This window comes from Brevundimonas sp. AVps23W (genome assembly GCF_058681395.1).
The window spans coordinates 755,001-781,270 of the sequence record NZ_CM178738.1 but is presented as its reverse complement, the minus strand read 5'-3'; the positions used below and the strand labels follow the sequence as shown (position 1 = coordinate 781,270).

At 64.1% G+C, this 26,270-nt stretch carries 25 protein-coding genes, 3 tRNA genes, 3 rRNA genes and 1 riboswitch (1 of these 32 only partly in view); of the genes, 12 read left to right on the top strand and 19 right to left on the bottom strand.

Going from position 1 to position 26,270, the window contains the following annotated elements; all coding sequences use genetic code 11:
• Positions 1-68: 68 nt before the first annotated feature.
• Positions 69-178, top strand: a riboswitch (TPP riboswitch).
• 138 nt (positions 179-316) lie between these two features.
• Positions 317-2,146: a phosphomethylpyrimidine synthase ThiC gene (gene thiC, locus ACW177_RS03815; protein WP_492028068.1), complete on the top strand. Its 1,830-nt coding sequence runs from the start codon at positions 317-319 to the stop codon at positions 2,144-2,146.
• Between the two features lie 9 nt (positions 2,147-2,155).
• Here thiC and ACW177_RS03810 read toward each other — a convergent pair whose 3' ends face one another.
• Positions 2,156-4,336, bottom strand: coding sequence for a hypothetical protein (locus ACW177_RS03810; protein ID WP_492027320.1), 2,181 nt, complete (start codon positions 4,334-4,336; stop codon positions 2,156-2,158).
• A gap of 472 nt (positions 4,337-4,808) precedes the next feature.
• Here ACW177_RS03810 and ACW177_RS03805 point away from each other — a divergent pair, with 472 nt between their 5' ends.
• Both ACW177_RS03805 and ACW177_RS03800 read left to right on the top strand, forming a co-directional pair.
• Positions 4,809-5,318, top strand: a complete 510-nt coding sequence (locus ACW177_RS03805; RefSeq protein ID WP_492027319.1) for a hypothetical protein — start codon at positions 4,809-4,811, stop codon at positions 5,316-5,318.
• Positions 5,319-5,550: 232 nt separating this feature from the next.
• Positions 5,551-5,727, top strand: a complete 177-nt coding sequence (locus tag ACW177_RS03800; protein ID WP_492027318.1) for a hypothetical protein — start codon at positions 5,551-5,553, stop codon at positions 5,725-5,727.
• A 729-nt stretch (positions 5,728-6,456) separates the two neighbouring features.
• Here ACW177_RS03800 and ACW177_RS03795 read toward each other — a convergent pair.
• From ACW177_RS03795 to ACW177_RS03780, 4 genes are all read right to left on the bottom strand, one after another.
• Positions 6,457-7,128 carry a DsbA family oxidoreductase gene (locus ACW177_RS03795; RefSeq protein WP_492027317.1) on the bottom strand — a complete coding sequence of 224 codons (672 nt, stop codon included), beginning with the start codon at positions 7,126-7,128 and terminating at the stop codon, positions 6,457-6,459.
• A 265-nt stretch (positions 7,129-7,393) separates the two neighbouring features.
• Positions 7,394-8,854 (bottom strand): sensor histidine kinase, encoded by a 1,461-nt coding sequence (locus ACW177_RS03790; RefSeq protein ID WP_492027316.1) that lies wholly within the window; start codon positions 8,852-8,854, stop codon positions 7,394-7,396.
• Complete coding sequence (locus ACW177_RS03785; protein WP_267515102.1) at positions 8,851-9,531, bottom strand: response regulator transcription factor; 681 nt, start codon at positions 9,529-9,531, stop codon at positions 8,851-8,853. The genes ACW177_RS03790 and ACW177_RS03785 overlap by 4 nt, the downstream gene beginning before the upstream one ends.
• Positions 9,531-9,866 carry a PepSY domain-containing protein gene (locus ACW177_RS03780; RefSeq protein ID WP_492027315.1) on the bottom strand — a complete coding sequence of 112 codons (336 nt, stop codon included), beginning with the start codon at positions 9,864-9,866 and terminating at the stop codon, positions 9,531-9,533. The genes ACW177_RS03785 and ACW177_RS03780 overlap by 1 nt, the downstream gene beginning before the upstream one ends.
• Before the next feature lie 227 nt (positions 9,867-10,093).
• Between ACW177_RS03780 and ACW177_RS03775 the strand changes: the two genes are divergently transcribed.
• A complete protein-coding gene (locus ACW177_RS03775) occupies positions 10,094-10,462 on the top strand; it encodes a hypothetical protein (RefSeq protein ID WP_492027314.1) in 369 nt (122 codons plus the stop codon).
• 78 nt (positions 10,463-10,540) lie between these two features.
• Here the strand turns inward: ACW177_RS03775 and chrR are convergent, their stop codons facing one another.
• Positions 10,541-11,179: a cadmium/peroxide/UV radiation responsive anti-sigma factor ChrR gene (gene chrR / locus ACW177_RS03770; RefSeq protein WP_492027313.1), complete on the bottom strand. Its 639-nt coding sequence runs from the start codon at positions 11,177-11,179 to the stop codon at positions 10,541-10,543.
• Positions 11,176-11,814 (bottom strand): sigma-70 family RNA polymerase sigma factor, encoded by a 639-nt coding sequence (locus tag ACW177_RS03765; RefSeq protein ID WP_492027312.1) that lies wholly within the window; start codon positions 11,812-11,814, stop codon positions 11,176-11,178. Before ACW177_RS03765 ends, chrR begins: the two co-directional genes overlap by 4 nt.
• Positions 11,815-11,879: 65 nt before the next feature.
• Here ACW177_RS03765 and ACW177_RS03760 point away from each other — a divergent pair, with 65 nt between their 5' ends.
• On the top strand, positions 11,880-13,217 hold the full coding sequence (locus ACW177_RS03760) for an NAD(P)/FAD-dependent oxidoreductase (RefSeq protein WP_492027311.1): 1,338 nt from the start codon (positions 11,880-11,882) through the stop codon (positions 13,215-13,217).
• The gene (locus ACW177_RS03755) at positions 13,214-13,996 is read left to right on the top strand and encodes a DUF1365 domain-containing protein (RefSeq protein ID WP_492027310.1); all 783 of its coding nucleotides are present in this window, start codon (positions 13,214-13,216) and stop codon (positions 13,994-13,996) included. The genes ACW177_RS03760 and ACW177_RS03755 overlap by 4 nt, the downstream gene beginning before the upstream one ends.
• Positions 13,997-14,007: 11 nt before the next feature.
• Here ACW177_RS03755 and ACW177_RS03750 read toward each other — a convergent pair whose 3' ends face one another.
• Both ACW177_RS03750 and ACW177_RS03745 read right to left on the bottom strand, forming a co-directional pair.
• Entirely contained in the window at positions 14,008-14,454 is a 447-nt protein-coding gene (locus ACW177_RS03750) for an EF-hand domain-containing protein (protein WP_492027309.1), read from the bottom strand.
• A gap of 102 nt (positions 14,455-14,556) precedes the next feature.
• Positions 14,557-15,054, bottom strand: a complete 498-nt coding sequence (locus tag ACW177_RS03745) for a hypothetical protein (RefSeq protein WP_492027308.1) — start codon at positions 15,052-15,054, stop codon at positions 14,557-14,559.
• Positions 15,055-15,203: 149 nt separating this feature from the next.
• On the opposite strand from ACW177_RS03745, the gene ACW177_RS03740 reads away from it, so the two are divergent.
• The 3 genes from ACW177_RS03740 (at position 15,204) to ACW177_RS03730 (ending at position 18,011) form a co-directional block, all read left to right on the top strand.
• Entirely contained in the window at positions 15,204-15,908 is a 705-nt protein-coding gene (locus ACW177_RS03740; protein ID WP_492027307.1) for a response regulator, read from the top strand.
• Complete coding sequence (locus ACW177_RS03735; protein ID WP_492027306.1) at positions 15,905-17,227, top strand: sensor histidine kinase; 1,323 nt, start codon at positions 15,905-15,907, stop codon at positions 17,225-17,227. The genes ACW177_RS03740 and ACW177_RS03735 overlap by 4 nt, the downstream gene beginning before the upstream one ends.
• Positions 17,228-17,318: 91 nt before the next feature.
• A complete protein-coding gene (locus tag ACW177_RS03730) occupies positions 17,319-18,011 on the top strand; it encodes a Crp/Fnr family transcriptional regulator (protein ID WP_492027305.1) in 693 nt (230 codons plus the stop codon).
• Between the two features lie 3 nt (positions 18,012-18,014).
• Here ACW177_RS03730 and ACW177_RS03725 read toward each other — a convergent pair whose 3' ends face one another.
• The 4 genes from ACW177_RS03725 to ACW177_RS03710 all read right to left on the bottom strand — a co-directional run bounded on the left by ACW177_RS03725 (position 18,015) and on the right by ACW177_RS03710 (position 20,673).
• A complete protein-coding gene (locus tag ACW177_RS03725) occupies positions 18,015-19,187 on the bottom strand; it encodes a zinc-dependent alcohol dehydrogenase (protein WP_492027304.1) in 1,173 nt (390 codons plus the stop codon).
• A gap of 99 nt (positions 19,188-19,286) precedes the next feature.
• On the bottom strand, positions 19,287-19,787 hold the full coding sequence (locus ACW177_RS03720; RefSeq protein ID WP_492027303.1) for an SRPBCC family protein: 501 nt from the start codon (positions 19,785-19,787) through the stop codon (positions 19,287-19,289).
• A gap of 262 nt (positions 19,788-20,049) precedes the next feature.
• Positions 20,050-20,217, bottom strand: a complete 168-nt coding sequence (locus tag ACW177_RS03715; RefSeq protein WP_492027302.1) for a helix-turn-helix domain-containing protein — start codon at positions 20,215-20,217, stop codon at positions 20,050-20,052.
• Positions 20,218-20,280: 63 nt separating this feature from the next.
• A complete protein-coding gene (locus tag ACW177_RS03710; RefSeq protein ID WP_492027301.1) occupies positions 20,281-20,673 on the bottom strand; it encodes a Crp/Fnr family transcriptional regulator in 393 nt (130 codons plus the stop codon).
• Positions 20,674-21,095: 422 nt separating this feature from the next.
• On the opposite strand from ACW177_RS03710, the gene ACW177_RS03705 reads away from it, so the two are divergent.
• The 3 genes from ACW177_RS03705 to ACW177_RS03695 all read left to right on the top strand — a co-directional run bounded on the left by ACW177_RS03705 (position 21,096) and on the right by ACW177_RS03695 (position 22,137).
• Positions 21,096-21,302: a hypothetical protein gene (locus ACW177_RS03705; RefSeq protein WP_492027300.1), complete on the top strand. Its 207-nt coding sequence runs from the start codon at positions 21,096-21,098 to the stop codon at positions 21,300-21,302.
• Complete coding sequence (locus tag ACW177_RS03700; RefSeq protein ID WP_492027299.1) at positions 21,292-21,675, top strand: hypothetical protein; 384 nt, start codon at positions 21,292-21,294, stop codon at positions 21,673-21,675. Before ACW177_RS03705 ends, ACW177_RS03700 begins: the two co-directional genes overlap by 11 nt.
• Before the next feature lie 99 nt (positions 21,676-21,774).
• Positions 21,775-22,137, top strand: a complete 363-nt coding sequence (locus ACW177_RS03695; protein WP_492027298.1) for a cysteine hydrolase family protein — start codon at positions 21,775-21,777, stop codon at positions 22,135-22,137.
• A 225-nt stretch (positions 22,138-22,362) separates the two neighbouring features.
• Here the strand turns inward: ACW177_RS03695 and ACW177_RS03690 are convergent.
• From ACW177_RS03690 to ACW177_RS03665, 6 genes are all read right to left on the bottom strand, one after another.
• Positions 22,363-22,439, bottom strand: a tRNA-Met gene (locus ACW177_RS03690).
• A gap of 87 nt (positions 22,440-22,526) precedes the next feature.
• Positions 22,527-22,641: ribosomal RNA gene (gene rrf / locus ACW177_RS03685) — 5S ribosomal RNA — on the bottom strand.
• A gap of 87 nt (positions 22,642-22,728) precedes the next feature.
• Positions 22,729-25,515: ribosomal RNA gene (locus tag ACW177_RS03680) — 23S ribosomal RNA — on the bottom strand.
• A 264-nt stretch (positions 25,516-25,779) separates the two neighbouring features.
• Positions 25,780-25,855, bottom strand: a tRNA-Ala gene (locus tag ACW177_RS03675).
• An 84-nt stretch (positions 25,856-25,939) separates the two neighbouring features.
• A tRNA-Ile gene (locus ACW177_RS03670) sits at positions 25,940-26,016 on the bottom strand.
• Between the two features lie 179 nt (positions 26,017-26,195).
• Positions 26,196-26,270 (bottom strand): 16S ribosomal RNA (locus ACW177_RS03665); it runs 1,386 nt beyond the window's last position.
• Together the 16S, 23S and 5S rRNA genes with 3 tRNA genes alongside form the textbook arrangement of a ribosomal RNA operon.

The window sequence follows — 26,270 nt, the reverse complement described above, 5'->3', positions numbered from 1 at the left end:
GAATCCGGCGTCTTTTCCAGCCAAGCTTGCCCCCGGCTTGACGTCACCCTCCCCCCGCGTCACCCTGAGGCCGTTCTCCGGGGTGTCGCAATCGAGCGGCTGAGATAGAGGTTTTTCCTCTGACCCGTCGAACCTGATCCGGGTCATGCCGGCGAAGGGATGAGTACGCTTTCCGGTCCCCGTTACAGGACCTTCGCGCCCGACGTCGGCGGACCTCTCGAACACAGAGGCCGTCATGAATATCCAAGTCACCCCGCCCGTCCTGCCCGAAGAACCCAATGTGGATCTGGCGCTGAAGGATGCGCGCGAGCAGGTGATGAAGGAGACCGGCGCCATCCCGACCGGCGAGCGCGCCGGGTCGCGCAAGGTCTATGTCGCCGGCGAACTCTACCCCGACATCCGCGTCCCCTTCCGCGAGGTCGCCGTCCACCCCTCGGCCAACGAGCCGCCGGTGACCATCTATGACAGCTCCGGCCCCTACACCGATCCGACCGTGACCATCGACATCAAGCGGGGCCTGCCGCACGTGAAGTCGTCGTGGCAGCTGGATCGCGGCGACATCGCCCCCGTGGCGAACCCCCGCGAGGTCAAGCCCGAGGACAACGGCCACGCCAGCGGCAAGAACCTGGCCCCCCGGTTCGACACCTCGCACCACCGCGTCTTCAAGGGCGTCGAGGGCCGCCCCGTCACCCAGTACGAATACGCCCAGGCCGGGATCATCACGCCCGAGATGGAATATGTCGCCATCCGCGAGAACCTGCGGCGGCAGCAGAACAGCCCCTGCATCCGCGACGGCGAAGACTTCGGCGCCTCCATCCCCGACTTCGTCACGCCCGAGTTCGTCCGGCAGGAGATCGCGCGCGGCCGCGCCATCATCCCGCACAACATCAACCACCCCGAGGTCGAGCCGATGATCATCGGCCGCAACTTCCTGGTGAAGATCAACGCCAACATCGGCAACTCCGCCGTCCTGTCGAGCGTGGACGACGAGGTCGACAAACTGGTCTGGGCCACCCGCTGGGGCGCGGACAATGTCATGGACCTGTCGACCGGCCGCAACATCCACAACATCCGCGACTGGATCATCCGCAACTCGTCCGTCCCCATCGGCACGGTGCCCATCTATCAGGCGCTGGAGAAGGTGAACGGCATAGCCGAGGACCTGACCTGGGAGGTGTTCCGCGACACCCTGATCGAACAGGCGGAACAGGGCGTCGACTATTTCACCATCCACGCCGGGGTGCGCCTGCCCTTCGTGCCGATGACGGCGAAACGCGTCACCGGCATCGTCTCGCGCGGCGGCTCCATCATGGCGAAGTGGTGCCTGGCCCACCACAAGGAGAGCTTCCTCTACGAGCATTTCGAGGACATCTGCGACATCATGCGGGCCTATGACGTCAGCTTCAGCCTGGGCGACGGCCTGCGCCCCGGCTCGATCGCCGACGCCAATGACGAGGCCCAGTTCGCCGAGCTGCGGACCCTGGGCGAACTGACCAAGATCGCCTGGGCCAAGGGCTGCCAGGTCATGATCGAAGGCCCCGGCCATGTGCCGATGCACAAGATCAAGGCCAACATGGATGAGCAGCTGAAACACTGCCACGAGGCGCCCTTCTATACGCTTGGCCCGCTGACCACCGACATCGCCCCCGGCTATGACCACATCACCAGCGCCATCGGGGCGGCCATGATCGGCTGGTTCGGCACGGCCATGCTCTGCTACGTCACGCCCAAGGAGCATCTGGGCCTGCCGGATCGTCAGGACGTCAAGGACGGCGTCATCACCTACAAGATCGCCGCCCACGCCGCCGACCTGGCCAAGGGCCACCCCGCCGCCCGGTTACATGATGATGCGCTGTCGCGCGCCCGGTTCGAGTTCCGCTGGGAGGACCAGTTCAACCTGGGCCTGGACCCCGAAACCGCCCGCAAATACCACGACGCCACCCTGCCCAAGGAAGCCCACAAGACCGCCCACTTCTGCTCCATGTGCGGCCCGAAATTCTGCAGCATGAAGATCAGCCAGGACATCCGCAGGGATGCGATGGCGCAGAATGATGCGGGGGCGAGTTTGGTGGAGGCCGAGGCCGGGATGGCGGAGATGAGCGCGAAGTTCCGGGCCGGAGGCGGGGTGGTGGAGGTGAAGGTCTAATCGGTCACGCTAGGGCTGCCCCAGAGCGCAGACATCATCAAATAGGCGCTTAAGGTGCTCACTAGACATATCGAGGATAGGCTCGAACATGAACGAATTCAGGTGAATATTTTCTGGCGTCATGAGATGCACCTGCTTTAGGATCCGCTGTTCTTGTTTCCCGCCAAGCCCTTTGTCTTTAAACATCTTCATCAGCTTGAAAGTCTGATTGGTCTTGATGGCTTCGACCGCAGCCTGATCGTTTATTTCCTTGATCATGTACTGCTCGGCCTTAATCCTAATGGCGATCGCCAGCAGAATTTTAGCTTCCAGTTCGAGGCCTTGCGGCGGCACCGAACAAGCTAATTTTGCGCGCTCAAACAGCAGATCGAAGAACAAGCGGTCATTCTTCGGGAGGGTGATCGCCGGATCCGGTGCCATGATCTCGTTGATTGGGCTCTCGAGGTCCGCCAGCTTCAGCTTGTCTGAGCCCGGCTTGACGTGGAGAAATGCGGTCAGCGCATCAACCGTCGCTTGACGACCCGTATATTCAGCCATGTTCCGAAGGAACGGAACGGACGCGATAATAATGTCATCGCAGTCCACTTTGTCGATTTTGTCTTTCCACGTGACGAACGGGTTCTTCTGATAGGTCTCTTGGCGGAAAGTCACCTCCGCATCCGACTTGTCCGCATGAAGGATGTTGTCCCGCGCCAAATCGAGCCGTCCAGAGAGAGTTCTGAAAAAATCGTAGTTGTGTGTGAGTATGATTTGCTTAAACAGTGGCTTTTCTGAAATATCGCTGATATACTCAACGATGGCATACTTATTCTTATAATCAAACGAGTCAGCGATGTCGTCCATAATGAATAAAGTTTCTAGACCAGCCTCTTCGCGTGCGATCACTTCGAAAATTATGTTGAGCAGATAAAGAGCACGCAGCTCTCCGTTGCTTAGGACTTTCATCAGGTCTGCCTCTTCGACAGCGACCTCTTCAGACCCTTTCCCTTGGAAGCGAAAACGAACGCTGGGAGCTTCGAGCTTCAGAATTACATCCGTTTGATTTTCAATAGTGACAACGAACGGCACAGCAAACCGATCATTGAACTCGTCGATGACAGCTTTCCAGCGAGTGCTTTCGTCGTTCGCGGCAGCTACGATCTTTTCGATTTCCCCCCGCCCCCGCTCGTATGTGTCGCGGAGGTCTTGGTACGCGGACTGATGAGCACTGAGGTAAGACGCCCAGAGACGCTGCTTCAGGCGGTCAACCTTTCCTAGCTCAGGCAGCAGCTTATCGTTTTCCGCCAGGTAAGAGCGAAACTCCTTCGTATCCACATTCTTCACGAGCATCTTGTCGATCTTTTCGAACGCGCTCGACAGGGCCGGATTGGATAGAATTGAGTCTTTCTCCGCTTGGATATATTTCTCTAGATCCTCGACGGTCTTTATCTCTTCTCGTACGTCCTTATTGTTAACGTATACCGAGTGGCTTGCTTTAAAGAAGCCGTTTTGCTTCAGGCTCTTAGCGACATCCGCCGCGTTGTTGTGATTGAAGATTCCCCGCTTGAAGAACGATGAGTTGCTCGTGAGGCTGTCGTACGCAGCCATGTAGTCAGCAATGTTCTTTTGCATCTCCGGGTCGGCTAGGAGCGCTTCCGTCTTGTCGTTGAAAACACTTGCGTACTTGATGTCCGAGAGATTTTCGTAGGGATTCGCCGCGACTTCATCCGCGAGACGGCCCAAGGCAGTCATCATCCCCTTTGAGTCAGCAACAACGTCGGAGGCCATCTTCTCCGACGCCCCTTTTTTGAGACCGGAGGCCGACGCCAGCATTTTTCCAAGCGTTTCGGACTTCTCATCGATCTCCTTGCGCACGGCATCATATCGTTGGCGAAGCTCGTCGTTGACGAGCAACGTCGACATTCGGTTGGACTTGTAGCGCTCGTTGTAGGGCTCAACGACGAAGATGTTTTCGGGAGCGATTTCCGCTCCGTTCTCGTCGAGAAACCGGCGCTCTGTCTGCCGGTCTTTGTAGATGCGATCAGAGGAGTTCTGCCCTTCGGAAAAATCCTTGAAGCACTTGGCCAAGGAACTCTTCATGACGCCGTTAGGTGCGTAAACGACGTACTGGCGCTTCTTCGAAAAATCGAAGGTATAGTCCAGCTTGGGTATGCCATAGCAATACCGCAGCTCAACCTGCAATTTTTGCATCTCGCTCTCCGAAGTCATTCCACCTTATAACGCCGCGATACGTCAGAATCGGACATATCGAGCGCTGCTGACTCAAGGGTCAGTGAGGCGTTACCACACTGGGAATCGAGCGGATAAAAATCTATCATGCTGTAGTAAGGATGGCGCGTCCCCCCTTCATTGCTCGCAACACCCCCTCTCCTTTCGTCATCCTCCGGCAAGCCGCGTCTTCGCGGCGCAGACCGGGGGACCCAGCGGCCTGCGCGAGCAGGACCCTGTCGCGGACTCGGCGTTCGAGATCCGTGCGGCGGACGGATTTCGCCTTCGGCGCCTCCCCTGGTCCAAGCTTCGCTTGGCCAGAGGATGACGAAGGGTCCCCCGGTTCCGCTGCGCGGCCCGGAGGATGACGAAAGGAAGGCGAGGCCATGCGCTCTGACCACCCCAGCGCAGCAAGCCCTCGCCGCCCGCCTCCGAACGGCGTAGCCTGAACTCCATGATCACGCTCGCCCTTGCCCTCGCTTTCGCCGCAGCCGGGCCCCTGCAACCCGCCGACCCACTGGGTCCGGCGCGTGAGGATCAGTTGCAGTGCCATTCGCCCGATCCAGCGCGAAAGACCTGTGCCGCCCTGGCGGGTTATACCTTCGCGGCAGACGGAACGATTTCGAACCAGGCCGAGGTGATGCTGAATCCCTCGCCGCTCATCGTCATGCGGGACCAATCCCCCGTCGTGGTCCGCGACGGCGCCGTCTGCGGGACGATGACCGGCTTTGAGGACGCCGTCTTCACCATCGAAGGCCAGCCGGCGGACCCCCAGACGGCAGAGATGATCCGGGGTCAGGTGAGCACCGCCTTCGCCCAACTGGGGACGGAAGCCTGCACCCGCTATGCGCCCCAGGGCGAGGGCTGGCTGGCCGAGGCCTTCATCGACGGCCACCCCCGCCCCGACCTGAACCAGCCGGTGATCTGGGTCTCCCCCACGGACGGCTATTCCGTCCGGCCATAGTTTCAGGGGTTCGCGGCCCATGCGTCTTGGCGGCGCAGACCGGGGGACCCAGCGGCCTGCGCGAGCAGGACCCTGTCGCGGACTCGGCGTTCGAGATCCGTGCGGCGGACGGATTTCGCCTTCGGCGCCGCTGGGTCCCCCGGTTCCGCTGCGCGGCCCGGAGGATGACGAAAGGAAGGGGAGCGGCTCGAAGGATTACGGAAGAAGGAGACGTGGTAGATTGGGATCCGCAATGAACACGATCTTCGACCGCGAAACCACGCTGAAGGCCCTACGCGACGCCGCCCTGATCGCGCGCACCGGCACGCGCGAGGAGAAGTCCGGCAAGTTCCTGCCCCCGCCCGGCTGGAAGGGACATCTGGTCACCGCCGCCGATGCTCCGGCCGCGCCCCGGAAGAAGCGGGTCTGACCCCAAAAAACCCGTCACCCTCGGGCTCGTCCCAAGGGCCCACGGCGGATGCGGATGCGGGCTTCGCCGCTTCGACCCGCCGTCGCCAGCCCCCCCACACCTCACTCATTGAACGGTAGGCCCTCGGGACAAGCCCGAGGGTGACGGAGGTGTGGTGTTGGCTGGGGTGACGGGGTTAGGAGTGGCGACGGAGCGTCCGCCGTGAAGACGCGGGCGTGCCCCCAAAGCCCGTCACCCTCGGGCTCGTCCCGAGGGCCCACGGCGGATGCGGATGCGGGCTTCACCGCTTCGACCCGCCGTCGCAAGCCCCCCCCACCTCACTCGTTGAACGGTGGGCCCTCGGGACAGGCCCGAGGGTGACGGGGGTGTGGTGCGGGTTGGGGTTACAGGGCTGGGTGTGGCGACGGAGCGTCCGCCGTGAAGACGCGGGCCTGACCCAAAAAACCCGTCACCCTCGGGCTCGTCCCGAGGGCCCACGGCGGATGCGGATGCGGGCTTCGCCGCTTCGACCGCTGTCGCAAGCCCCCCACGCCTCACGCGCGGAACGGTGGGCCCTCGGGACGAGCCCGAGGGTGACGGAGGTGTGGTGCGGGCTGGGTGACGGGGTTGAGTTTGGCGGCGGATCGGCCGGATTGAGCGGCTGGCCCCCTCCGTCTCGTCGCCGCGCGCCAGAATAGACGAAAATAGACTCACTTTTTTTCGAGTCGAATGAGTCTATTTCGCCGGCCGTCAGACCTCGGCCGCGATCTTCCTCAGGGCCTCTTCGAACACCTGGGCCGGCTGGCCGCCGCTGATCAGATATTTGCCCTCGACCACCACCGCCGGGACCGAGGTGATCCCCCGCGACCGCCACAGGTCCTCGGCCCCGCGCACGGCCTGGGCATAGCGGCCCGAGGCCAGGACCTCGCCCGCCTCGGCCCGGTCCAGGCCGGCGGCCTCGGCGGCGCTGGTCAGGACGCCGGCGTCGGTCAGGTTGCGGTTCTCGGTGAAGTGGGCCGTGAACAGGGCCTGTTTCAGCGCCTTTTGCTTCTCAGGCGCGGTCTCGTGCGCCCAGTGCAGCAGGCGGTGGGCGTCGAAGGTGTTCCAGATGCGGCTGTCGTCGGTCATGCGCATGTCAAAGCCGCTCTCGGCAGCGCGCTCGCGGATCATGGCGCGGTTGGCGGCCGACTGTTCCGGGGTGGCGCCGTATTTGCGGCCGATGTGCTCGACGATGTTCTCGCCCTCGGGCGCGATCTGGGGGTTCAGTTCGAAGGGCTGAAACGCAATATCGGCGCCGATCCCCTCGCCCTCCAGCCGGGTCAGCGCCGTCTCCAGCCCGCCTAGGCCGACCACGCACCAGGGGCAGACCACGTCGGAGACGAAGTCGATCTTCAGGGTCTTCATCGGCACGGCTTGGGTCATGGCGAGGGCCTTCTGGAACAGGATGTGTTGCGGAGCATATGGGCAAGGCCGCCCCGAAAGCCAGACCGTCTCCTTCCCAAGGCGTCGGCGGGGTCCCTAGTGAGAAGTGCTAGTGAGCAGGAGGTGAGCGGCGCGGTTCAGGCTCTTGCGATCCTCGCTCTGTCGCGTCGCCCGAAGACCACGCTCACCCCTTGCTCACTCGCACTGATCACTCGCACCACCGGCCTCAGCGGTTCGACGCCTTCGCCCGCCGATGGCTCTCGCCCTAACCGGCTTGGGCCGCCGGCAGCTCCAGCACCACCTTCAGCCCGCCCATGTCGCTGTCGCCCAGGGTCAGCCGCCCGCCATAGGCCCGCGTCAGGTCCTCGACGATCGACAGGCCCAGGCCTGAGCCGGGCGCGCTTTCGTCCAGCCGGGCGCCGCGCTTCATCACCGTCTCGCGCTGGTCCGCAGGCAGGCCGGGGCCGTCGTCCTCGACCACCACGATCATCTGACCCAGGCCGCTGCTTCCGGCCGTAACGCGGACGCGACGGGTGCTGAACTTGGCCGCGTTCTCGATCAGATTGCCCAGGATCTCCTGCAAGTCCTGGCGTTCGCCCAAGAAGGCCAGGTCGTCGGGCGCGCGCCAGTCGATCTCGGCGCCCTTGTCGCGGAAGACCTGTTCGATCATCACCGCCAGCTCGTCCATCACCTCGGGCACGGGCGTGGTCTCGCCCAGGCCGTGGGCGGCGCGGGCGGCGGCGCGGGCGCGGCGCAGGTGGTGGTCGACCTGGCCCTGCATGACCTTGGTCTGGCGCCGCACCAGTTCAGGCAGTTGCCCTTCGGACGTCCCCGCCTCGGCCAGCATGACCGAGATCGGGGTTTTCAGGGCATGGGCCAGGTTGCCGACATGGGTGCGCTGGCGCTCCACCACCTCCTGGTTATGGTCCAGCAGGCGGTTGACCTGTTCGGCCAGGGGCTGGATCTCCAGCGGATAGGACCGTCCGATCCGCGCCGCCTTGCCGTGGCGCACGGCCGCGATCTCGTTGCGCAGATCATAGAGGGGGCGCAAGCCGACCTGGACCTGGATGAAGACCGCCGACACCAGGCCCAGCCCCAGGATCAGCAGGGCCACCCAGGTGACTGTGGCGAACTGGCGCGTATCGGCGTCCACCTCCGACCGGTCGATGGCGGCCAGGAAGATGACCGGATTGTCGCGCCGGGGGATGGATTTCATGCTGGCGGCGACCCGCAGGGGCTCGCGCGTGGTCGGGTCGTTCTTGGGGCCGCGGGTGTTGTAGGTGATCACCTCGCCGAAGGCCGCATCCAGCCGGGACGGCAGGTCCGCCGGCAGGGCCAGATCATAGGTCCACAGCGAGGTCGAGCGGGCGATGCTGACCATGGTCCCGTCCGGACGGACCTCCAGGATCTGCCAGTATTTGCCCGACAGCAGCCGCAGGGTGCGGGCGTCCTGGATCTGGGGCACGATCTCGCCCTCGCCGGTGCGGCTGGCCGCCACCACGATCTCGTCGATGGTCTCGTCCAGCATGTCGCCCAGGCGCCGCAGCGCCGATTCCTGGAAGGCCTGGGTCAGGACGATGGCGGCGATCACCAGAGCCACCAGGATCCAGGCCGAGGCCAGCCAGATCAGCCGGCGCGTCAGGGATCGGCCGGGACGGCCCAGATAGCGGCCCCAGTCGGCGCGTCGATCGCCAGAGGGAAGCTCGGGCGTCGCCGCCTCGCTCACGCCGCCTCGGACTCGCCGGCCAGGGGCGTCAGCCGATAGCCTAGGCCGCGCACGGTCTCGATCCGGTCCGGCCCGACCTTCTTGCGCAACCGGCCGATAAAGACCTCGATGGTATTGGAATCCCGGTCGAAGTCCTGATCGTACAGGTGCTCGACCAGTTCGGTGCGACTGATGACCCGGCCCTGGTGCATCATCATGTAGTGAAGCAGCCGGTACTCCAGCGAGGTCAGCCGCAGCGGCTCGCCGTTGACGCTGGCGCGCGCCGCGCGCGGGTCCAGCCTCAGGCCGCCGCACGCCAGGGTCGCCGAGGCGATCCCGGCCGAGCGGCGCAGCAGGGCCCGCAGGCGCGCGAGCAGTTCCTCGGTGTGGAAAGGCTTGGTCAGATAGTCGTCGGCGCCGGCGTCGAAGCCCGCCACCTTGTCCGACCAGGCGCCGCGTGCGGTCAGGATCAGCACGGGCGTGGTCTTGCCCTCGCGCCGCCACCGCTCCAGCACCGACACCCCGTCGATCTTGGGCAGGCCCAGGTCCAGCACGACCACGTCATAGGGCTCGTTCTCGCCCAGATAATGGGCTTCCTCGCCATCTGGGGCGTGGTCCACGGCATAGCCGGCGTCGGACAGGGCGGCCTTCAGCTGGCGCGACAGATCGACGTCGTCTTCAACGAGAAGGACACGCATCAGTCTGGCCTGCGACGCTGGTTGTTGTTGGAGCCGCCGTCGCGCGTGCGGCCGGTCTGACCATCGACCACGACCTCGCGGACGCGGCCGTCGCGTTCCACTAGGACAGAGTAGTCGCCGTCGCCGCGCGGGCGGGTGTCGATGGGGCGCCCCCCCACGGCCTCGCCGCCACGGCGACGGGCCTCGTCCGGGCTGACGCGCGGTTGGCGCGGCTGAGGCTGGGGTTGGGTCTGCTGACGCTCATCGCGCGACTGCGCACTCGCCGCCGGAGTGAGGACCGGGACGAGGACCAGGGTCGCGACGGCGACGATCAAACTGGCTGACTTGCTGAACATGGGCGTCAATCTGGCGCCGTTCTCCTGAACAGGCCCTGAATGATCCGTATAGAATAGGGCGGACCGAAACGCCATTGCGCGAACGCCGGAACGCTCCGCACCTGACGCATTTCTCATCTAGATGAACCGAACCTGAGCGGCTCTGTTCAGATCGGGCTCAGCCCCCGCGTCGTCAAATCTCCCCATCGCCGGTCACCCCGACCGGCCCCAAACCGAGGAGAAACATCATGCGGAAGTTCATCATCCCCGCCGTCGTCCTGGCCGCCGCCTCGGCCGCCCTGCCTGCCGCGGCCCAGTCCTACGGCCACCACGGCCGCCCGCCCGTGCATCAGGTCGCCTACGGTGAATGGCAGTCGATCAACGCCCGCCAGGACAATCTGGACCGTCGTATCGATCGCGGCGTCCGCACCGGCCAGCTGAGCCGCCGCGAGGCGAACCGTCTGCGCGGCGAGTTCAACGGCCTGCTGCGCCTTGAGGCCAACTACCGCCGCGGCGGTCTGACCGCCTGGGAGCGCGCCGATCTGGACCGTCGCTTCGACCGCCTGTCAGCTCAGGTCCGCTATGAGCGCAACGACTGGGACAACCGTCGCGGCTAAGCCGGTCCACCGTCCCGAAACGCGTAGAGCGCGGTCCGCCAGGGCCGCGCTCTTTCGTTGGTGCAATCGCGGTCCCGCCTACAGCTTGATGAAGGGCTGGATCAGCTTGCCCAGCCAGCCGTCCAGCTGGATCTGCCCGTCCAGGGCCACGACACACAAGCAGGGCTCGGCCGACACCACGCGCGGCTGGTGCAGGACCTCGTCGTCCGCCTCCTCGAAGTCGCCCACATCGAACCGCGCCGTCTCGGTGGCATAGGCGCCGTGGATGACGCAGGTCAGTTCAACGCCGCCGTGGGTGTGTTTGGGCGTTTCGCGGCCCGGCCCGATCTCCAGCAGGATGACCCGGCAATCGCCGTCGCGCGGCGCATGGACGTCTCTGGCCCGCATACCCGGCCCCAGCCATCGCCACGGTCCCAGCGCATAACGGCGCAGAGGTTCCGGCAAGCCGGCCATGTCGTTCAGCGGCGTGGAGGCCAAGACCTGTCCGGCGTCCGCCTCGGCGCGCGCCAGGACACGCGCCAGGGCGTCATCCGGCATGGGCGCGGGCTCCAGCTCGTCCAGCAGACTGCCGCCCACGGCCTGAAGCCGGCGAACCCAGGCGTCGTTCTGGGGCCGCATCGCCAGATGGGCGGCGACCACCACCGCCTCGGGCGGGCTCAGCGTGCCGGCGGCATAGGCCAGCAGTCGTTCTTCGGAGGGGTTGTGACGGGCGCTCATGCCTCGCCTCCGTCGTCGTCAAGCAGGGTGCGCAGTTTGATCATGGCCTTGCGTATGCGGGATTTGACCGTACCGAGCGGCAGGTTCAGCCGACGGGCGATTTCGGAATGGGGATTGTCCTGGAAGAAGGCCAGGCGAAGAACCTCGATCTGGTCGGCCGAAAGCCGCGCCATGGCTGTCTTCAGCCGCGCGGCGTCCTGGGACATCGACAGAATCTGGTCGGGTCGTTCCGGCTCGTCCTGGGACAGTTCGATCTCCGGCATCGGGGTCCGGCGCGCATCCTGGCGCAGGACGTCCAGCCGCCGGTTGCGGGCGATAGTGAAGATCCAGGTCGCGGCGCGGGCCTTGGCGCTGTCGAACAGCTCCGCCTTGCGCCAGACCGTCAGCATGGCGTCCTGGGCGAAGTCCTCGGCCGCGCCTGCGGGCGCCCCGGCCTTCATCAGATAGGCTTTCAGGCGCGGAGCGAAATGTTCGAACAGGCGCGCGAACGCCTCGCGGTCCCGCCTCAAGGCCACCGCCTCGATCAGCCGATCATACTCGCCGTCCGCCGGCGTCACGGGCGGCCGAATCCGCTGAAGATCTGAGACCTGTCCATACATGGACCCTAATACGGTTCCGGTGAAAGTCTGGATCATTTCGTGATCCGGCTGCCGTATCACCGCGTATCTTCAACGTCTTTTCGTCCTTTGCCGGAGTCCCCATGCCCCTGTCGTCCCCCACCGAGATCGGTCCGCGGCTGCGGATCGCCGTCGTGGGCTCGGGGATCGCCGCCCTGTCCAGCGCCTGGCTGTTGTCCAAGCGCCACCACGTGACGATCTATGAGCGCGACGACCGGTTGGGGGGCCATTCCAACACCGTCGACGTCCGCACATCGACCGGCGAGACGGCGGTGGACACCGGCTTCATCGTCTTCAACGACGCCACCTATCCCAACCTGATCGCCCTGTTCGCCCATCTGGGGCTTGAGACGCGCGCCACCGACATGTCCTTCGCCGTGTCGCTGGACCAGGGGCGGTACGAATACGCCGCCCCCGCCCTGTTCGCCCAGCGCCGCAACATTTTCCGCCCGCGTTTCTGGTCGATGCTGAAGGAGATCCTGCGCTTCTATCGCTCGGCGCCCGCCGGCATGGCCGCCCTGGGCGACAGCGATCTGACCCTCGGCCAATACCTGAAGCGGGAAGGTTTCAGCGAGGCCTTCCGGGACGATCACCTGCTGCCGATGGCCGCCGCCATCTGGTCGTCGCCGGCCCATACGCTGATGGACTATCCGGCCGAATCCTTCCTGCGCTTCTGCGGCAACCATGGCCTGCTGAAACTGGTCGGTCGCCCCCTGTGGCGCACCGTCGTCGGCGGCAGCCGGGTCTATGTCGAGGAACTGGCGCGCCAGATCGGAGAGGGGGTGCGTCTGCGCCGGGGGGTGGACCAGGTCCGGCGCATCGACGGCGGCGTGGTGGTTCAGGACTCGACCGGCGCCGAGGAGCGGTTTGACCATGTCGTCATCGGCGCCCACGCCGACCAGGCCCTGGCCATGCTGGCCGAGCCGACGGCGCGCGAGCGCGAACTGCTGGGCGCGTTCAAATACAGCCGCAACCTGACCATTCTGCACACCGACGCCGGCCTGATGCCGCGCCGCCGCCGCGCCTGGGCGTCCTGGAACTATATCGGCGCCGAAGGCGGCCTGTGCGTCACCTATTGGATGAACAAGCTCCAGGGCCTTCCGGGCCAGGACCTGTTCGTCACCCTGAACCCGCCGCGTCCGCCCGCCGCCGGAACCCTGCTGCGCAGCGAACTGTACGAGCATCCGATCTTCGACCCGGCGGCCATCAAGGCGCAGAAGGAACTATGGAGCCTGCAAGGCCAGGGCGGCGTCTGGTTCTGCGGCGCCCATTTCGGCGCCGGCTTCCATGAGGACGGGCTTCAGTCGGGCCTGGCGGTCGCCGAACAGCTGGGCGGCGTCCGCCGTCCCTGGACGGTCCAGAACGAGAGCGGCCGCATCCACCTTTCGGCGCCGGCGACCGAACTCGAGCGGGCGGCGTGACCCAGGCCTCGGCCCTTTATGTCGGCGGCGTCTTCCATGCACGCCTCCGCCCCAAGCCGCACCGGCTCAACTATCGCGTCTTCTGGTTGATGCTGGACCTGGGCGAGATCGACGCCCTTGACGACCGGCTGAAGGTCTTCTCTCGCAACCGCTTCAACCTGCTGTCCTTTCACGACCAAGACCACGGCGACGGGTCGGACGCCGCCCTGCGGTCACAGGTCGAAACCCGCTTGGCGGAGGTCGGCGTGGACATCGGCCGGGGTGCCGTGCGTTTGCTGACCATGCCGCGGGTCCTCGGCTTCGTCTTCAACCCGATCAGCCTCTACTTCTGTCATCACGAAGACGGTCGACTGGCGGCCATGATCTATGAGGTCACCAGCACCTTCGCCGAGCGGCGATCCTACGTCCTGCCCGTGCTGGCGGCCGACGCCGACGCCGGCCGTTTCCGACAGCAGGTCGCAAAGGGCCTCTATGTGTCCCCCTTCATGGGCATGGACATGGACTATGACTTCAAGGGCCAGCCGCCGGGCGAGACCCTGGCCCTCGCCATCAATGGCTCGGACGCCCAAGGCCTGCTGATCGCCACCACCATGAGCGGCCAGCGCAAGCCCATGACAAACCGAGCCCTTGCCGCCGCCGCCCTCGCCATGCCGCTGCTGACCCTGAAGGTGGTCGCCGCCATCCACTGGGAGGCGCTGAAGCTCTGGCTGAAAGGCGTACCCCTGACCCGCAAGCCCGCACCGGGACCGGGCGTGCTGGACTTGCGCCACAGGGGATAGGACCGATCCGCTCAACCGCCCAGGGTAAAGGCCCGCACCAGGTCGGCAATCTCGTCGCGCGTGACGAAGCCGTCGCGATTGCGGTCGGCGGCGGCGAACCGTTGCCCATTCAGGGCGCGGAACTCGTTCAGGTCGATCGCGCGGTCGTTGTTGCGGTCGATGGCGCGCAGCTTCTGGAGCTGCTCGCGGCTGGGACGACGTTGGGGCGCGGGTGCGCCGTCCGGCCGCAAGGCGCGCAGCTCGGACATCGTCAGGCGACCGTCGCGGTCGGCGTCGGCGCGAGCGAACACGCTCTCACGCGCAGCGTCGAACTCCACTCGGGACAAGCGTCCATCATTGTTCACATCCGCCTGCTGGAACATCGCGCGACCCGCGTCGGCCGGGGTCTGCGCCGGGGCGGGCGAGACGAAGACCGTCAGGGCTGCGGCGACCAGGGCGGAAAGGACAAGGCTTTTCATAGAGGCTCTCGAAGAAGGGGCCCCGGCCGCGAGGTTGGGGGAACACGGCCGGGGCGACGGGCGGAGGCCAGGATGAAAGGTCCGCCCGAACCGGAAAAGGGGTCAGTTAGGACGGGTGACCGTTGAACTGCGGCTGGCGCCATTGTTGGCGGAGACAGTACGATTCACGGTGACGCCGTCATCATCGCGATAGGCCTCGACCTCGCGATCATAGCCGTAGCCGTTCGAGGTCTGCACGCTCGACCCTCGGCTATAGTTGTCGTCTCCATAGGCGGTGGAGGCGGTGCGGGTCTGGGTATTGCCGGCCGGGCCGGTGCGTACGGCCGTGGTGGCGTAGCCGTTTCCGGTATCGACCGTGGTGCGGTTGCGGGCGCTGGACCAGGCTTGATCATCGACAGATCCATAACGAGAGACCGACGCCGAGCCGGGGCTGCGATAGATGTCCGCGCCACGCGTCGCGCTGTGATAGGGGCCGCTGACGCTGGTCGAGCGATGCCGCGACCGCGACTGGGCTTCGGCGCTGTCGGCGGCGGCGGCTACGCCCGCGACGGTCAACAGACCCGCGACGGCGGCGATGACGAAGGAACGATGGACGGTCATGGGCAGGCTCCTTTTGCGAGGTCCGGCCTGTTCCGGACGACTGCAGACTGACAGACCCGGCCGCCAGGGGTGTGTCGCCTCGGCGCCTGCGCGTAACAGCATGTATCCCCTACTGGCGGGGCGAGAGCGGTTGCGCCAAAGCTTGGCCCATGACGACGGTTCTGATCCATCTGGTCGAGGACGACCCTGAAATCCGCGATCTGGTCTGCGCCCTGCTGGCGCGCGAGGGGCTGGACTGCGCGGCCTTCCCCGACGCCGTCGCCTTCTGGGCGGCCTGGGCGGTTCGCCGGCCGGACCTGGTGATCCTGGACCTGATGATGCCGGGCGAGGACGGTCTGTCGATCTGCCGCCGCCTGCAAGGCGCGGTCCCCGTGCTGATCGCCTCGGCGCGGGGCGAGCCGATGGACCGGGTCGTCGGGCTTGAAGTCGGCGCCGACGACTATATCGCCAAACCGTTCGAGCCGCGCGAGCTGGTCGCCCGGATCAAGGCCCTGCTGCGCCGTCGCGACCGCGCGGCGCCTCCCTCTCCGGCTCGCCGCATCGCTTTCGACGGTTGGCGCCTCGACCTCGCCTCGCGCGCCCTGGCCGACGCAGACGGACAAGCGGTCGAACTGACCGCCGGCGAGTTCGACCTGCTCTCCGCCTTCGTCAAACGCCCGCAACAGGTGCTGTCCCGCGACGACATCATGGACGTGTTGAAAGGCCGCCAGGCCGACGTCTTCGACCGCTCCATCGACATCCAGGTCTCGCGCCTGCGCCGCAAACTGGGCGACCACCCGCGCGAGCCCCGCCTGATCCGCACCGTCCGCAACGCCGGCTATCTGTTCACCGCCGACGTCCAGGCCGTCTCATGAGGCGGCTCGGTCTCGCCAACCGCCTGACCCTGACCCTGGTGCTGGTGGTCGTTGTCTTTCAGGCGATCAGCGTCCTCGGGCTCTTACGGCTGCAACGCTCCAGCCAAGACGACTGGCGCCTGCCCGTGCCGGTGCGGATCGCCGCCGCCGCCGCCGCCCTGGACCGCACGCCCTCGGCCCAGCGCGACGATCTTCTGGTGGCCCTGAACGGCGACGCGACCCGGTTCTTCATCGCCGACGGCACGCCCGCCGGTTATCGTCCACGCGGCGGCCCTCTGCCGGTTCTGCTGCGCAGCTATGGAGCCGCGCTGGAAGACCGCGATGTCCGTTTACTGGTTCCCGAGGAGAAGCGGCGGTTTCGGCCTCGGCTGGCAGCTCGACGCACTGCCGTCTATGCGATCTCGGTGGCCCTGGCGGATGGGCAACGGCTGGTGGTCGCGCCGGGCCTGAGCCAGCGACGGCGCAGCATCGCTCTGGCCGCCTTGGTCTTTAACCTGGTGGTGGGGTTGGCGGCGGCCTTCCTGGTGTGGCGCACGGTGCGCCGCGCCACTCGCGATTTTCAGGCCATAGCCGAGGCGTCGGACCGGTTCGCCGTCGATCTCGCCGCCCCACCGATGGACGAGACCGGCCATGCCGAGGCCCGTCGCGTCGCCTCGGCCTTCAACCGAATGCGCGCCCGCATCCAGGCCCTGATGGGAGAGCGGATGCGAATGCTGGCGGCGGCGGCCCACGATCTGAAGACCCTGATGACCCGTCTGCGACTGCGGGTCGCCCTGATCGACGACCCGGACCAACGGGCTCGCGCCGACCGGGACGTCGCCCTGATGGCTACCCTGATCGAGGACGTCCTGCTGGTGGCGCGCGGCGAGGAACGGCCGGTCGTCCTGGCGCCCGTCGATGTCGGGCGGCTGCTGACCGATCTGGTGAGCGAGCGTCAGGCCCTGGGCCAGTCGGTCTCGCTGGACGTCCCCGCGCCCGGACAGATCCAGGCCGACGCCGGGGGGCTGCGCCGGATCATCGAAAACCTGGTCGAAAACGCTGTCGCCTACGCCGGCGCCGCAGAGGTCAGTTTCCGTCGTGACGAGGACCGGTGGCGATTGGCGGTCGTCGATCACGGGCCCGGCCTCAGCCCCGGTTTCGCAGACCAGGCCTTCGAACCCTTCGCGCGTGGAGAGGCCTCCCGCAGCCGCGCCACCGGCGGCTCGGGCCTCGGCCTGTCGATCGCCCGCGCCCTGGCGCACCAGATGGACGCCGAACTTCGACTTGAGACCACGCCTGGCGGAGGCCTGACCGCGGTCCTTCTTTTCGATCTCGCTTAGTCCAACCCTGTGTCGCGGGAAATTACACCCCCGCGTAACGCGCTAACCCATGTAAATGCCTTGGCCTTTTGCGGCGGGCCAAGATCGCCGCATGTTGGACGCCGTTTCCTACGCGGGGGATCGCCCCGCCGAATCCAGTCAGGACGAGGGCATCGCTCGCGCGGTTCTCGATCATCCTGTGCTTCGGCTTATGCCCGACGAGGTGCAGGACCTGATCCGCGAACGGGGTCAGTCCCGCAGCCTACGCGCCGGCGAGTGCGCGACGGGCCGCGCGGCCATCGGTTTCGTAGTGGAAGGCGCGCTGGCCGCCTTTGATCGCCGGAACATCGCCTGCGTCGGCTTGCACGGCCGGGGTTCGATGTTCGGATGGGAAGCGTCCCTGGCGAGTACATTCGTGCCTGCTCAGTTTCTTCCAATGCTGGATACGCGGTGGATCGAGGCCCCGGCCGAAGACCTGGCGAACCTCATGGGGCGGACCTGGGTCGAGCATGTCTTCGCCCGACACGCTCTTGACCGGCTCACGCGCGTCCAGGCCGAGGCGGCCTGTAATGCGGTTCATCAGGTGCCGCACCGCACCGCGAAATGGGTGCTGCGTCTCTATCAGATCGCAGGGTCCGAGCTGCGCACCACTCAGGCCATCCTGGCCCAGGCCATGGGCGTTCAGCGCACCAGCATCAATGCGGCGGTCAAGGCCTTGGAGCGCGACGGCGCAGTGCGGCTGTCGCGGGGCCGGCTAATCGTAACCGACCCCGCGCGGCTTGAGCGCTTCGCCTGCGGCTGCTGACCGCTACGGCTTCAGGACCACCTTGGTCCATTCGTTCTGGTTTTCCTTGAAGTTCTTATAGCCTTCCGGCGCCTGTTCGAGAGGCAGGCGATGGCTGATCAGATCAGTGGTGTCGATCTTGCCGTCGAGCACCAGTTGCAGCAGTTGCGGCAGATAGCGCTGCACATGGGTCTGGCCCGTCTTCAACGTCAGCCCCTTCTCCATGAAGGCGCCCACGGGCCATTTGTCGGCGACCCCGCCATAGACGCCGGGGACCGAAACCGTGCCGCCCTTGCGCACCGCCATGATGGTCTCGCGCAGTACATGCGGGCGATCAGTCCCGAGCCGGGTCTCCTGCTTGACCGCGTCGATGATATTGTCGGGCGAGAAGCCATGGCTCTCCATGCCGACCGCATCGATACAGCTGTCGGGGCCCAGACCGGCGGTCATTTCCTGAAGGGCCTCGCGCACCTTCACCTCGTGATAGTTGAGCACCTCGGCGCCGTTAGCCTTGGCCAGGGCGAGCCGGTTCGGATGGCGGTCGATGGCGATGACGCGACCGGCCCCTTGCAGGATTGCGCTCTTGATCGCGAACAGGCCCACCGGGCCGCAGCCCCAGATCGCCACCGTATCGCCCGGCTGGATCTGCGCATTCTCGGCCGCCATCCAGCCGGTCGGATAGATGTCCGACAGGAACAGCACCTTCTCGTCTTCTATCCCGTCGGGGATCTTGATCGGGCCATAGTCGGAATAGGGCACGCGGGCGTATTCCGCCTGGCCTCCGGCAAACCCGCCCGTCAGGTGCGAATAGCCGAACAGGCCGGCGACGGGGTGGCCATAGGCGATCTCGGTGGCGTCGGACTTGTCGGCGGGGTTTGAGTTGTCGCACGCCGCCGGCAGCGACCGCTCGCAGAAGAAGCATTGTCCGCAGGCGATGACGAAGGGCACCACGACCCGGTCGCCCTTTTTCAGGCTGGTGTTTCCTCGGCCGACTTCCACCACCTCGCCCATGAACTCGTGGCCCAGAATGTCGCCGTTCGACATGCCGGGGATCATGCTGTCGTAAAGGTGCAGGTCCGAGCCGCAGATGGCGGTGGCTGTGATCTTGATGATGGCGTCGCGCGGATTGACGATCTGGGGATCAGGGACGGTGTCGACCTGAACATTGTGTTTGCCGTGCCAGGTGAGGGCGCGCATGGGCGGTTCCTTATCGAAGAATGGACTGGGATCAGAAGTGGCGCGAGGCGCGCGGCGCCGCGTCCGGCGCCTTCGAGGTCGAGATTTCCCCGTTCTCCATCAGCTGTTTGAAGCGACGGAGTTCGCGCCGCGCCTGAACGCGGGGTTCGCGCTGCATGACCTTGGCGACGACCTTGCCGACGACGCCGGCGGGCGGTCGTAGCTGATGAAGACCCGGACCTCCGTGCCCCGGCCGAAGGCGTTGTTCTTGAACTCGACCCACCCTTCATGGTCGATGTCCGAGCCTTCGGTGGAGGTCCAGGCGATCCGGTCGCCAGGTGAATCCTCGGTGATTTCGGACACCAGATCGATCTCCGCCCCAGCCGGTCCGGCGATGGTCCACTGGGACCGCTGGTCGTCCAACACCTCAACCGCCTTCACGTTTTCCATGAAGGCCGGCAGGTTTCTGAAGTCGCGCCAGAAGGCGTAGAGGTCCTGCTTCGGCCGATTGATGAGCACGGCTTGAAGGCTCGACGCATCATGGTCGCCTTCCCTTCGATCACTATCGATAAAGGCTGTGGAACCGACGTCGGCGTCGGTCGAAACTTCACTGTGAGACATGGCTCTCGCTCCGATCAGCTGAACCTCGTCAACCGCGCCCTCCGCCCTTCGTTCCGTCGCTTTTTGAACGGAACAGCGCCTCGTCGCCGGAGTTGCCCGCCAAGATCGCCCACAGATCATCAGGACCGACGCCCTCGACGAGACCTCTGCCGAGACCGCCCGTCTCTTCGCCGCCGACACATCCCTGACCGAAGCGTTTCAGAGGCTTGAGAGCCTCGGCGCACCGGTCGATCTCGTGCAGTCGGACTTGGCGCCCGCCCCGTCAGACCGGCTCCTTCCACAATCGAAGATACATGGGGTCAAACTCGGCGATGCGGACCAGGCGCCGCCAGTCGTTGAGGACCACCCGCCCCTCTCTCCAATCCATCAGGCCCGCCGACCGCAAGGACATCAGAGTGCGGTTCACATGGACCGAAGACAGGCCCAGCACATCCGCCAACTCGACCTGACTGAGGGGGAAGTCGAAGCCGTTCTCGTTCGCTAACCCAACCGCCTACAGCCGGACCTGGGTCTCGCAGAACAGATGCGCCATGCGCGCCTGCGCGTCCTGACGCCCCAGGCCGACCAGCCAGGCCCGGTGGATGGCCGCGTCCATCACCGTCTCGAGCCAGAAAAGGCGCGCAAGATGCGGATCTTCCGCCATCAGGTTTCGCAGGGCTGCGTGTGGGATGGCGGCCAGTTCACAGGCTGAGATCGCCATCACGCTGTGGTCCAGACGCTTCATCACCAGACTGTGCAGGTCCATGAAGTCCCCAGGCAGCCCTAGCTCGGTGAACTGACGCCCCCCATTGCCCAACAGCGCAAACCGACCCGCAACGCCGGACACGAGAAGCAGACTGACGGTCTGCCGCTCCCCCTCCCTTACGATCAAGTCGCCCGCCTGCACGGACCGACGTTCGAGCGGCAGCCTGCGAATGGCGTCGCATTGTTCAATCGACAGGTCGTCGCGACGCTCAAGCTTGCGAACCAGGACGTCTGACGATGGGCGATCTGCTGCGGGACCAGGCCATTCGGGGCGTCTATGGAGCCAGCCTCGACCTCGTGCTGTTCAATGCGGTCGGCGGCCGCCTCTATGAGGTGCACGTCGCGGCGGCGTAGAAGCGCCTCCAGATTCGGCCTCGCCTCCGCCGCTTCATAGGATCCGCCAGCCACGGATGAACCGATACGCCGTTATCGAGTTCCGTCGGCAGCCGCCCTGTCGCGGCCGAGGATCCGCCCCATGCTAGCGAACAAACTCGAGCCGCACGCGCGGACCCTAGGCGACGACACGAGGCGACCGGCCCCTGCCAATCCTTTGCATACAAGCTGATGTCGACCTCGCCGATCAGTCCGCCCCCCGCCCATGGCCCCCGAAATGGCGACCTGCCCGCCTATGTCAGCAACGGCATGATCGGGCTACGCGTCAGGGAAATGCCGTTGCAGAGCGGCATGACCCTGGTCTGCGGTCTAGCCGGCGAACACCCGGACCGGCGGATCGCCCGCTACAACGAAGAGTACAAACGCTATGTCGACTGAGCCCGCTGCGAGTCGCTCCGGCGTCGCCCAGGGCGGGCTCGGCGGACCGGAAGATGAGCTGCTGGAGGCGGGGCAGGAAGAGGTCTTCTCACGCGCCGAGGTTGAGAGCGGGCGCATCGAACATCACACCGACACCCAGACCCGACCGTCGCCCGACGAGGTGGAGCCCTCATCGCCCAACGCCGACGTCGATGGACACGAGGACGCCCCCATGGCTAAGGCGGGCTGGCGGCATGGCGGAGGGTCTGAACGCCGGCATCCCCGCCTCGGCGGTGCACCTCTGCGTCGATATGCAGAGGATGTTCGTCGAAAACACGGACTGGCGAACGCCTTGGGCCGAACGGGTCATGCCCGTGATCGTACGCCTGTGTGAACAGCGGGCCGACCGCACCTGTTTCACCCGTTTCATCCCCGCCGCACGGCCCGGCGAAGGTGGGGGACATGGCGCAAATATTGGGATCGCTGGGCGTCCATGACCCTTGAGACGTTGGGCGAGCCGATGGTGGACCTGGCCTCCGAGCTGCAGCGGTTTGCGCCGCCAGGCTGGACCCTGGACAAGACCCTCTATTCGCCCTGGATCGAAACCGACCTCGACGCCCGCCTTCGTCGCGATGGCGTAGATACGCTGGTGGTCACGGGCGCAGAGACCGACGTCTGCGTTCTGGCGACCGTGCTGGGAGCTGTAGACCTCGGCTACCGCGTCGTGGTCGCGACGGACGCGCTGTGCAGTTCCTCGGACGAGGATATCGTCGCTACGGCCAGCAGATCGAGACTGCAGAGGTCGAGGCCATCCTGTCGGCGTGGCGGCCCGGCTAAGGCTAAGGCTGAGGGCTGAGGGCTGAGGGCTGAGACGGGGCGGATCATAGCCCCCCTCTATCCTGAGATCTGGGCGGTAGATCAGGCCGCGTCGGCGCGACCGCCTGCTTCAGCACCCAGCCACCGCCGTTGTAGGGCGTCTTGCGTTGCCTTCTCGGAGGACTGGAGGCGGCACACGTGCCAAATGAAGGGCACTGCAGGCAGCAAAAAGCCGCCGGATCATTGATCCGGCGGCTTATTTGTTTGGGTGCGGGAGTAGGATTTGAACCTACGACCTTCAGGTTATGAGCCTGACGAGCTACCGGGCTGCTCCATCCCGCGGCAAACGGTAGTGTCGTGAGGAAGAACGGTTCGAGAAGGCCGCGTGTGCGGTGATTTGTTTTTCATCATCGGCTGTCCGCCTTGTAGACCCGGCGGCGACCTACTCTCCCGCGCCTTGAGACGAAGTACCATTGGCTCTGGAGGGCTTAACGACCGAGTTCGGAATGGGATCGGGTGGGGAACCTCCGACATAGCCACCAGGTCAACAAGGCGGACAGCGGATGATGAGAAGACATTGTCTTGGATTGCTTCGGTCAAGGAGCAATCATCGAATGAGTTTTGCTGAGAAACGATCAAACCGATCGGATTATTAGTACCAGTAAGCTTCATGGGTCGCCCCACTTCCACACCTGGCCTATCAACGTGGTAGTCTTCCACGATCCTCAGCGAAGCCTTGTTTTGAGGTTAGTTTCCCGCTTAGATGCTTTCAGCGGTTATCTATTCCATACTTAGCTACCCTGCTGCACAGCTGGCGCCATGACAGGTACACCAGAGGTATGTCCATCCCGGTCCTCTCGTACTAGGGACAGATCCTCTCAAGCTTCGAACACCCACGGCAGATAGGGACCAAACTGTCTCACGACGTTCTGAACCCAGCTCACGTACCACTTTAAATGGCGAACAGCCATACCCTTGGGACCTGCTCCAGCCCCAGGATGTGATGAGCCGACATCGAGGTGCCAAACTTTGCCGTCGATATGGACTCTTGGGCAAAATCAGCCTGTTATCCCTAGAGTACCTTTTATCCGTTGAGCGATGGCCCTTCCACTCGGGACCACCGGATCACTATGGCCGACTTTCGTCTCTGCTCGACTTGTCAGTCTCGCAGTCAGGCGAGCTTATGCCATTGCACTCGACGAGCGATTTCCGACCGCTCTGAGCTCACCATCGCGCGCCTCCGTTACACTTTGGGAGGCGACCGCCCCAGTCAAACTACCCACCACGCCATGTCCCGGGACCGGATAACGGCCCTCGGTTAGACGTCAACGACAGTAAGGGTGGTATTTCAAGGACGACTCCACCAGAGCTGGCGCCCCGGTTTCATAGTCTCCCACCTATCCTACACATACGGTCGCTAACGCCAAGGCGAAGCTATAGTAAAGGTTCATAGGGTCTTTCCGTCTGACCGCGGGAACCCCGCATCTTCACGGGGAATTCAATTTCACTGAGCCTATGCTGGAGACAGTGGGGAAGTCGTTACGCCATTCGTGCAGGTCGGAACTTACCCGACAAGGAATTTCGCTACCTTAGGACCGTTATAGTTACGGCCGCCGTTTACCTGGGCTTCAGTTCGACGCTTTCACATCTCCCTTTAACCTTCAGGCACCGGGCAGGCGTCAGACCCTATACGTCGCATTGCTGCTTCGCAGAGCCCTGTGTTTTTGCTAAACAGTCGCTACCCCCTGGCTTGTGCCACTCAGTCCTGGTTGCCCAGGGTGAGTCACGCTTATTCCGAAGTTACGCGTGCAATTTGCCGAGTTCCTTCAGCATAGTTCTCTCAAACGCCTTGGTATGCTCTACCTGACCACCTGTGTCGGTTTCGGGTACGGTCTCTGCTGGAGTTATTTCCTGGGACAACGCCCCCGCACACACAATCCAATAAGTGGGTACGAGTTAAGCCATCCGTCACTTCCAGCTGGTGCAGGAATATTTACCTGCTTCCCATCGACTACGCTTTTCAGCCTCGCCTTAGGGGCCGACTAACCCTGCGCAGATTAGCTTTACGCAGGAACCCTTGGTCTTTCGGCGAGAGTGTCTCTCACACTCTTATCGTTACTCATGTCAGCATTCTCACTTCCGATACCTCCAGCCAGGCTCACGCCTGACCTTCACCGGCCTACGGAACGCTCCGCTACCGCTTGCAGTAAACTGCAAACCCATATCTTCGGCGCACGGCTTGAGCCCCGTTACATTTTCCGCGCAGGATCGCTTGATCAGTGAGCTGTTACGCTTTCTTTAAAGGATGGCTGCTTCTAAGCCAACCTCCTGATTGTCAAAGCAATCCCACATCGTTTCCCACTTAGCCGTGACTTGGGGGCCTTAGATGATGGTTAGGGTTGTTTCCCTTTTCACGACGGACGTTAGCACCCGCCGTGTGTCTGCCCGATAGTTCTCTTGGGTATTCGGAGTTTGGTTAGTATTGGTACCGCTCGCGCAGCCCGCAACCATCCAGTGCTCTACCCCCCAAGGAATTCGTCGGACGCTCTACCTAAATAGATTTCGCGGAGAACCAGCTATGTCCAGGTTTGATTGGCCTTTCACCCCTATCCACAAGTCATCCCAGAATTTTTCAACATTCACGGGTTCGGTCCTCCAGTTGGTGTTACCCAACCTTCAACCTGCTCATGGATAGATCACCTGGTTTCGGGTCGTCATACGTCGAACTTAGCGCCCTATTCAGACTCGCTTTCGCTGCGCCTACACCTAACGGCTTAAGCTTGCTCGACACATGAAGTCGCTGACCCATTATACAAAAGGTACGCCGTCACCCCGCTTGGGGGCTCCGACTGCTTGTAGGCTTCCGATTTCAGGATCTGTTTCACTCCCCTTGTCGGGGTGCTTTTCACCTTTCCCTCACGGTACTTGTTCACTATCGGTCGTAGAGGAGTACTTAGGCTTGGAGGGTGGTCCCCCCATGTTCAGACAGGATTTCACGTGTCCCGCCCTACTCGAGTCTCTTGCTGTTTGATGACTACGGGGCTTTCACCCACTATGGCCGACCTTTCCAGATCGTTCGTCTTTATTTCACAAGAGCACTGGCCTGGTCCCGGTTCGCTCGCCACTACTACGGGAGTCTCGGTTGATGTCCTTTCCTCCGGGTACTGAGATGTTTCAGTTCCCCGGGTTCGCTTAATGAAGCCTATGTATTCAGCTCATTATACCTTTCAACAATCCGCCAATCGCTGACCCGACCGAAGCCGGAACAGAGTTGGAAGACTGTAAAGGTGGGTTTCCCCATTCGGAAATAACCGGATCAAAGGGTGCTAGCGCCTCCCCGGTTCTTATCGCAGCTTGCCACGTCCTTCATCGCCTCTCTACGCCAAGGCATCCGTCAGAAGCCCTTCAACGTTTGATCGTTTCTCAGCAAAACTCATGCTTGGTTTATTCCGCCCGACTGGAAAGTTGCCGGGGGACCAAGCCTGATTTTTGTCAGACAATGTCTTCTTCTCGAACAAGACCTACAAGCTCAGGGGAGCCGGTCACGTTCTTCCTTCACGATTTCAATGCCAGTCGCCATGCGGCGACGGGCAATTCCTGATGCGATCTGCGAGCTTTGGCAGGATGCGCCACCGCTTCCAAAGCGGGGCCTCCGGTCATTCGCCGCCCCGCGCTTGCGGGATGGTGGAGCCAGACGGAGTCGAACCGACGACATCCTGCTTGCAAAGCAGGCGCTCTACCAACTGAGCTATGGCCCCATTCCAACAGGAACAGTGCGAAGCCCAGGAGAGCTGTCGGCGATGCCGTCTTGAGGCTGAGAACCCCCAGCGAACCAGAAGTCCTGGTAGGCCCGGGCAGACTCGAACTGCCGACCTTACGCTTATCAGGCGTACGCTCTAACCACCTGAGCTACGGGCCTATGGCAGCGACAGCCGGGCTAAAGGCCCAGGCTCGCGATCGCGTCACCAATACATCAACCCGTATGGCCGATGCGTCGATGACGAAAGTGGAAAGAGAAACGGAGACGGCGGCATTCCGCAGTTTATTGGAGCCTCAATAGACAGCCTCGTGAGAGACGGCCTGGAGAAGCATCCTTAGAAAGGAGGTGATCCAGCCGCAGGTTCCCCTACGGCTACCTTGTTACGACTTCACCCCAGTCGCTGACCCTACCGT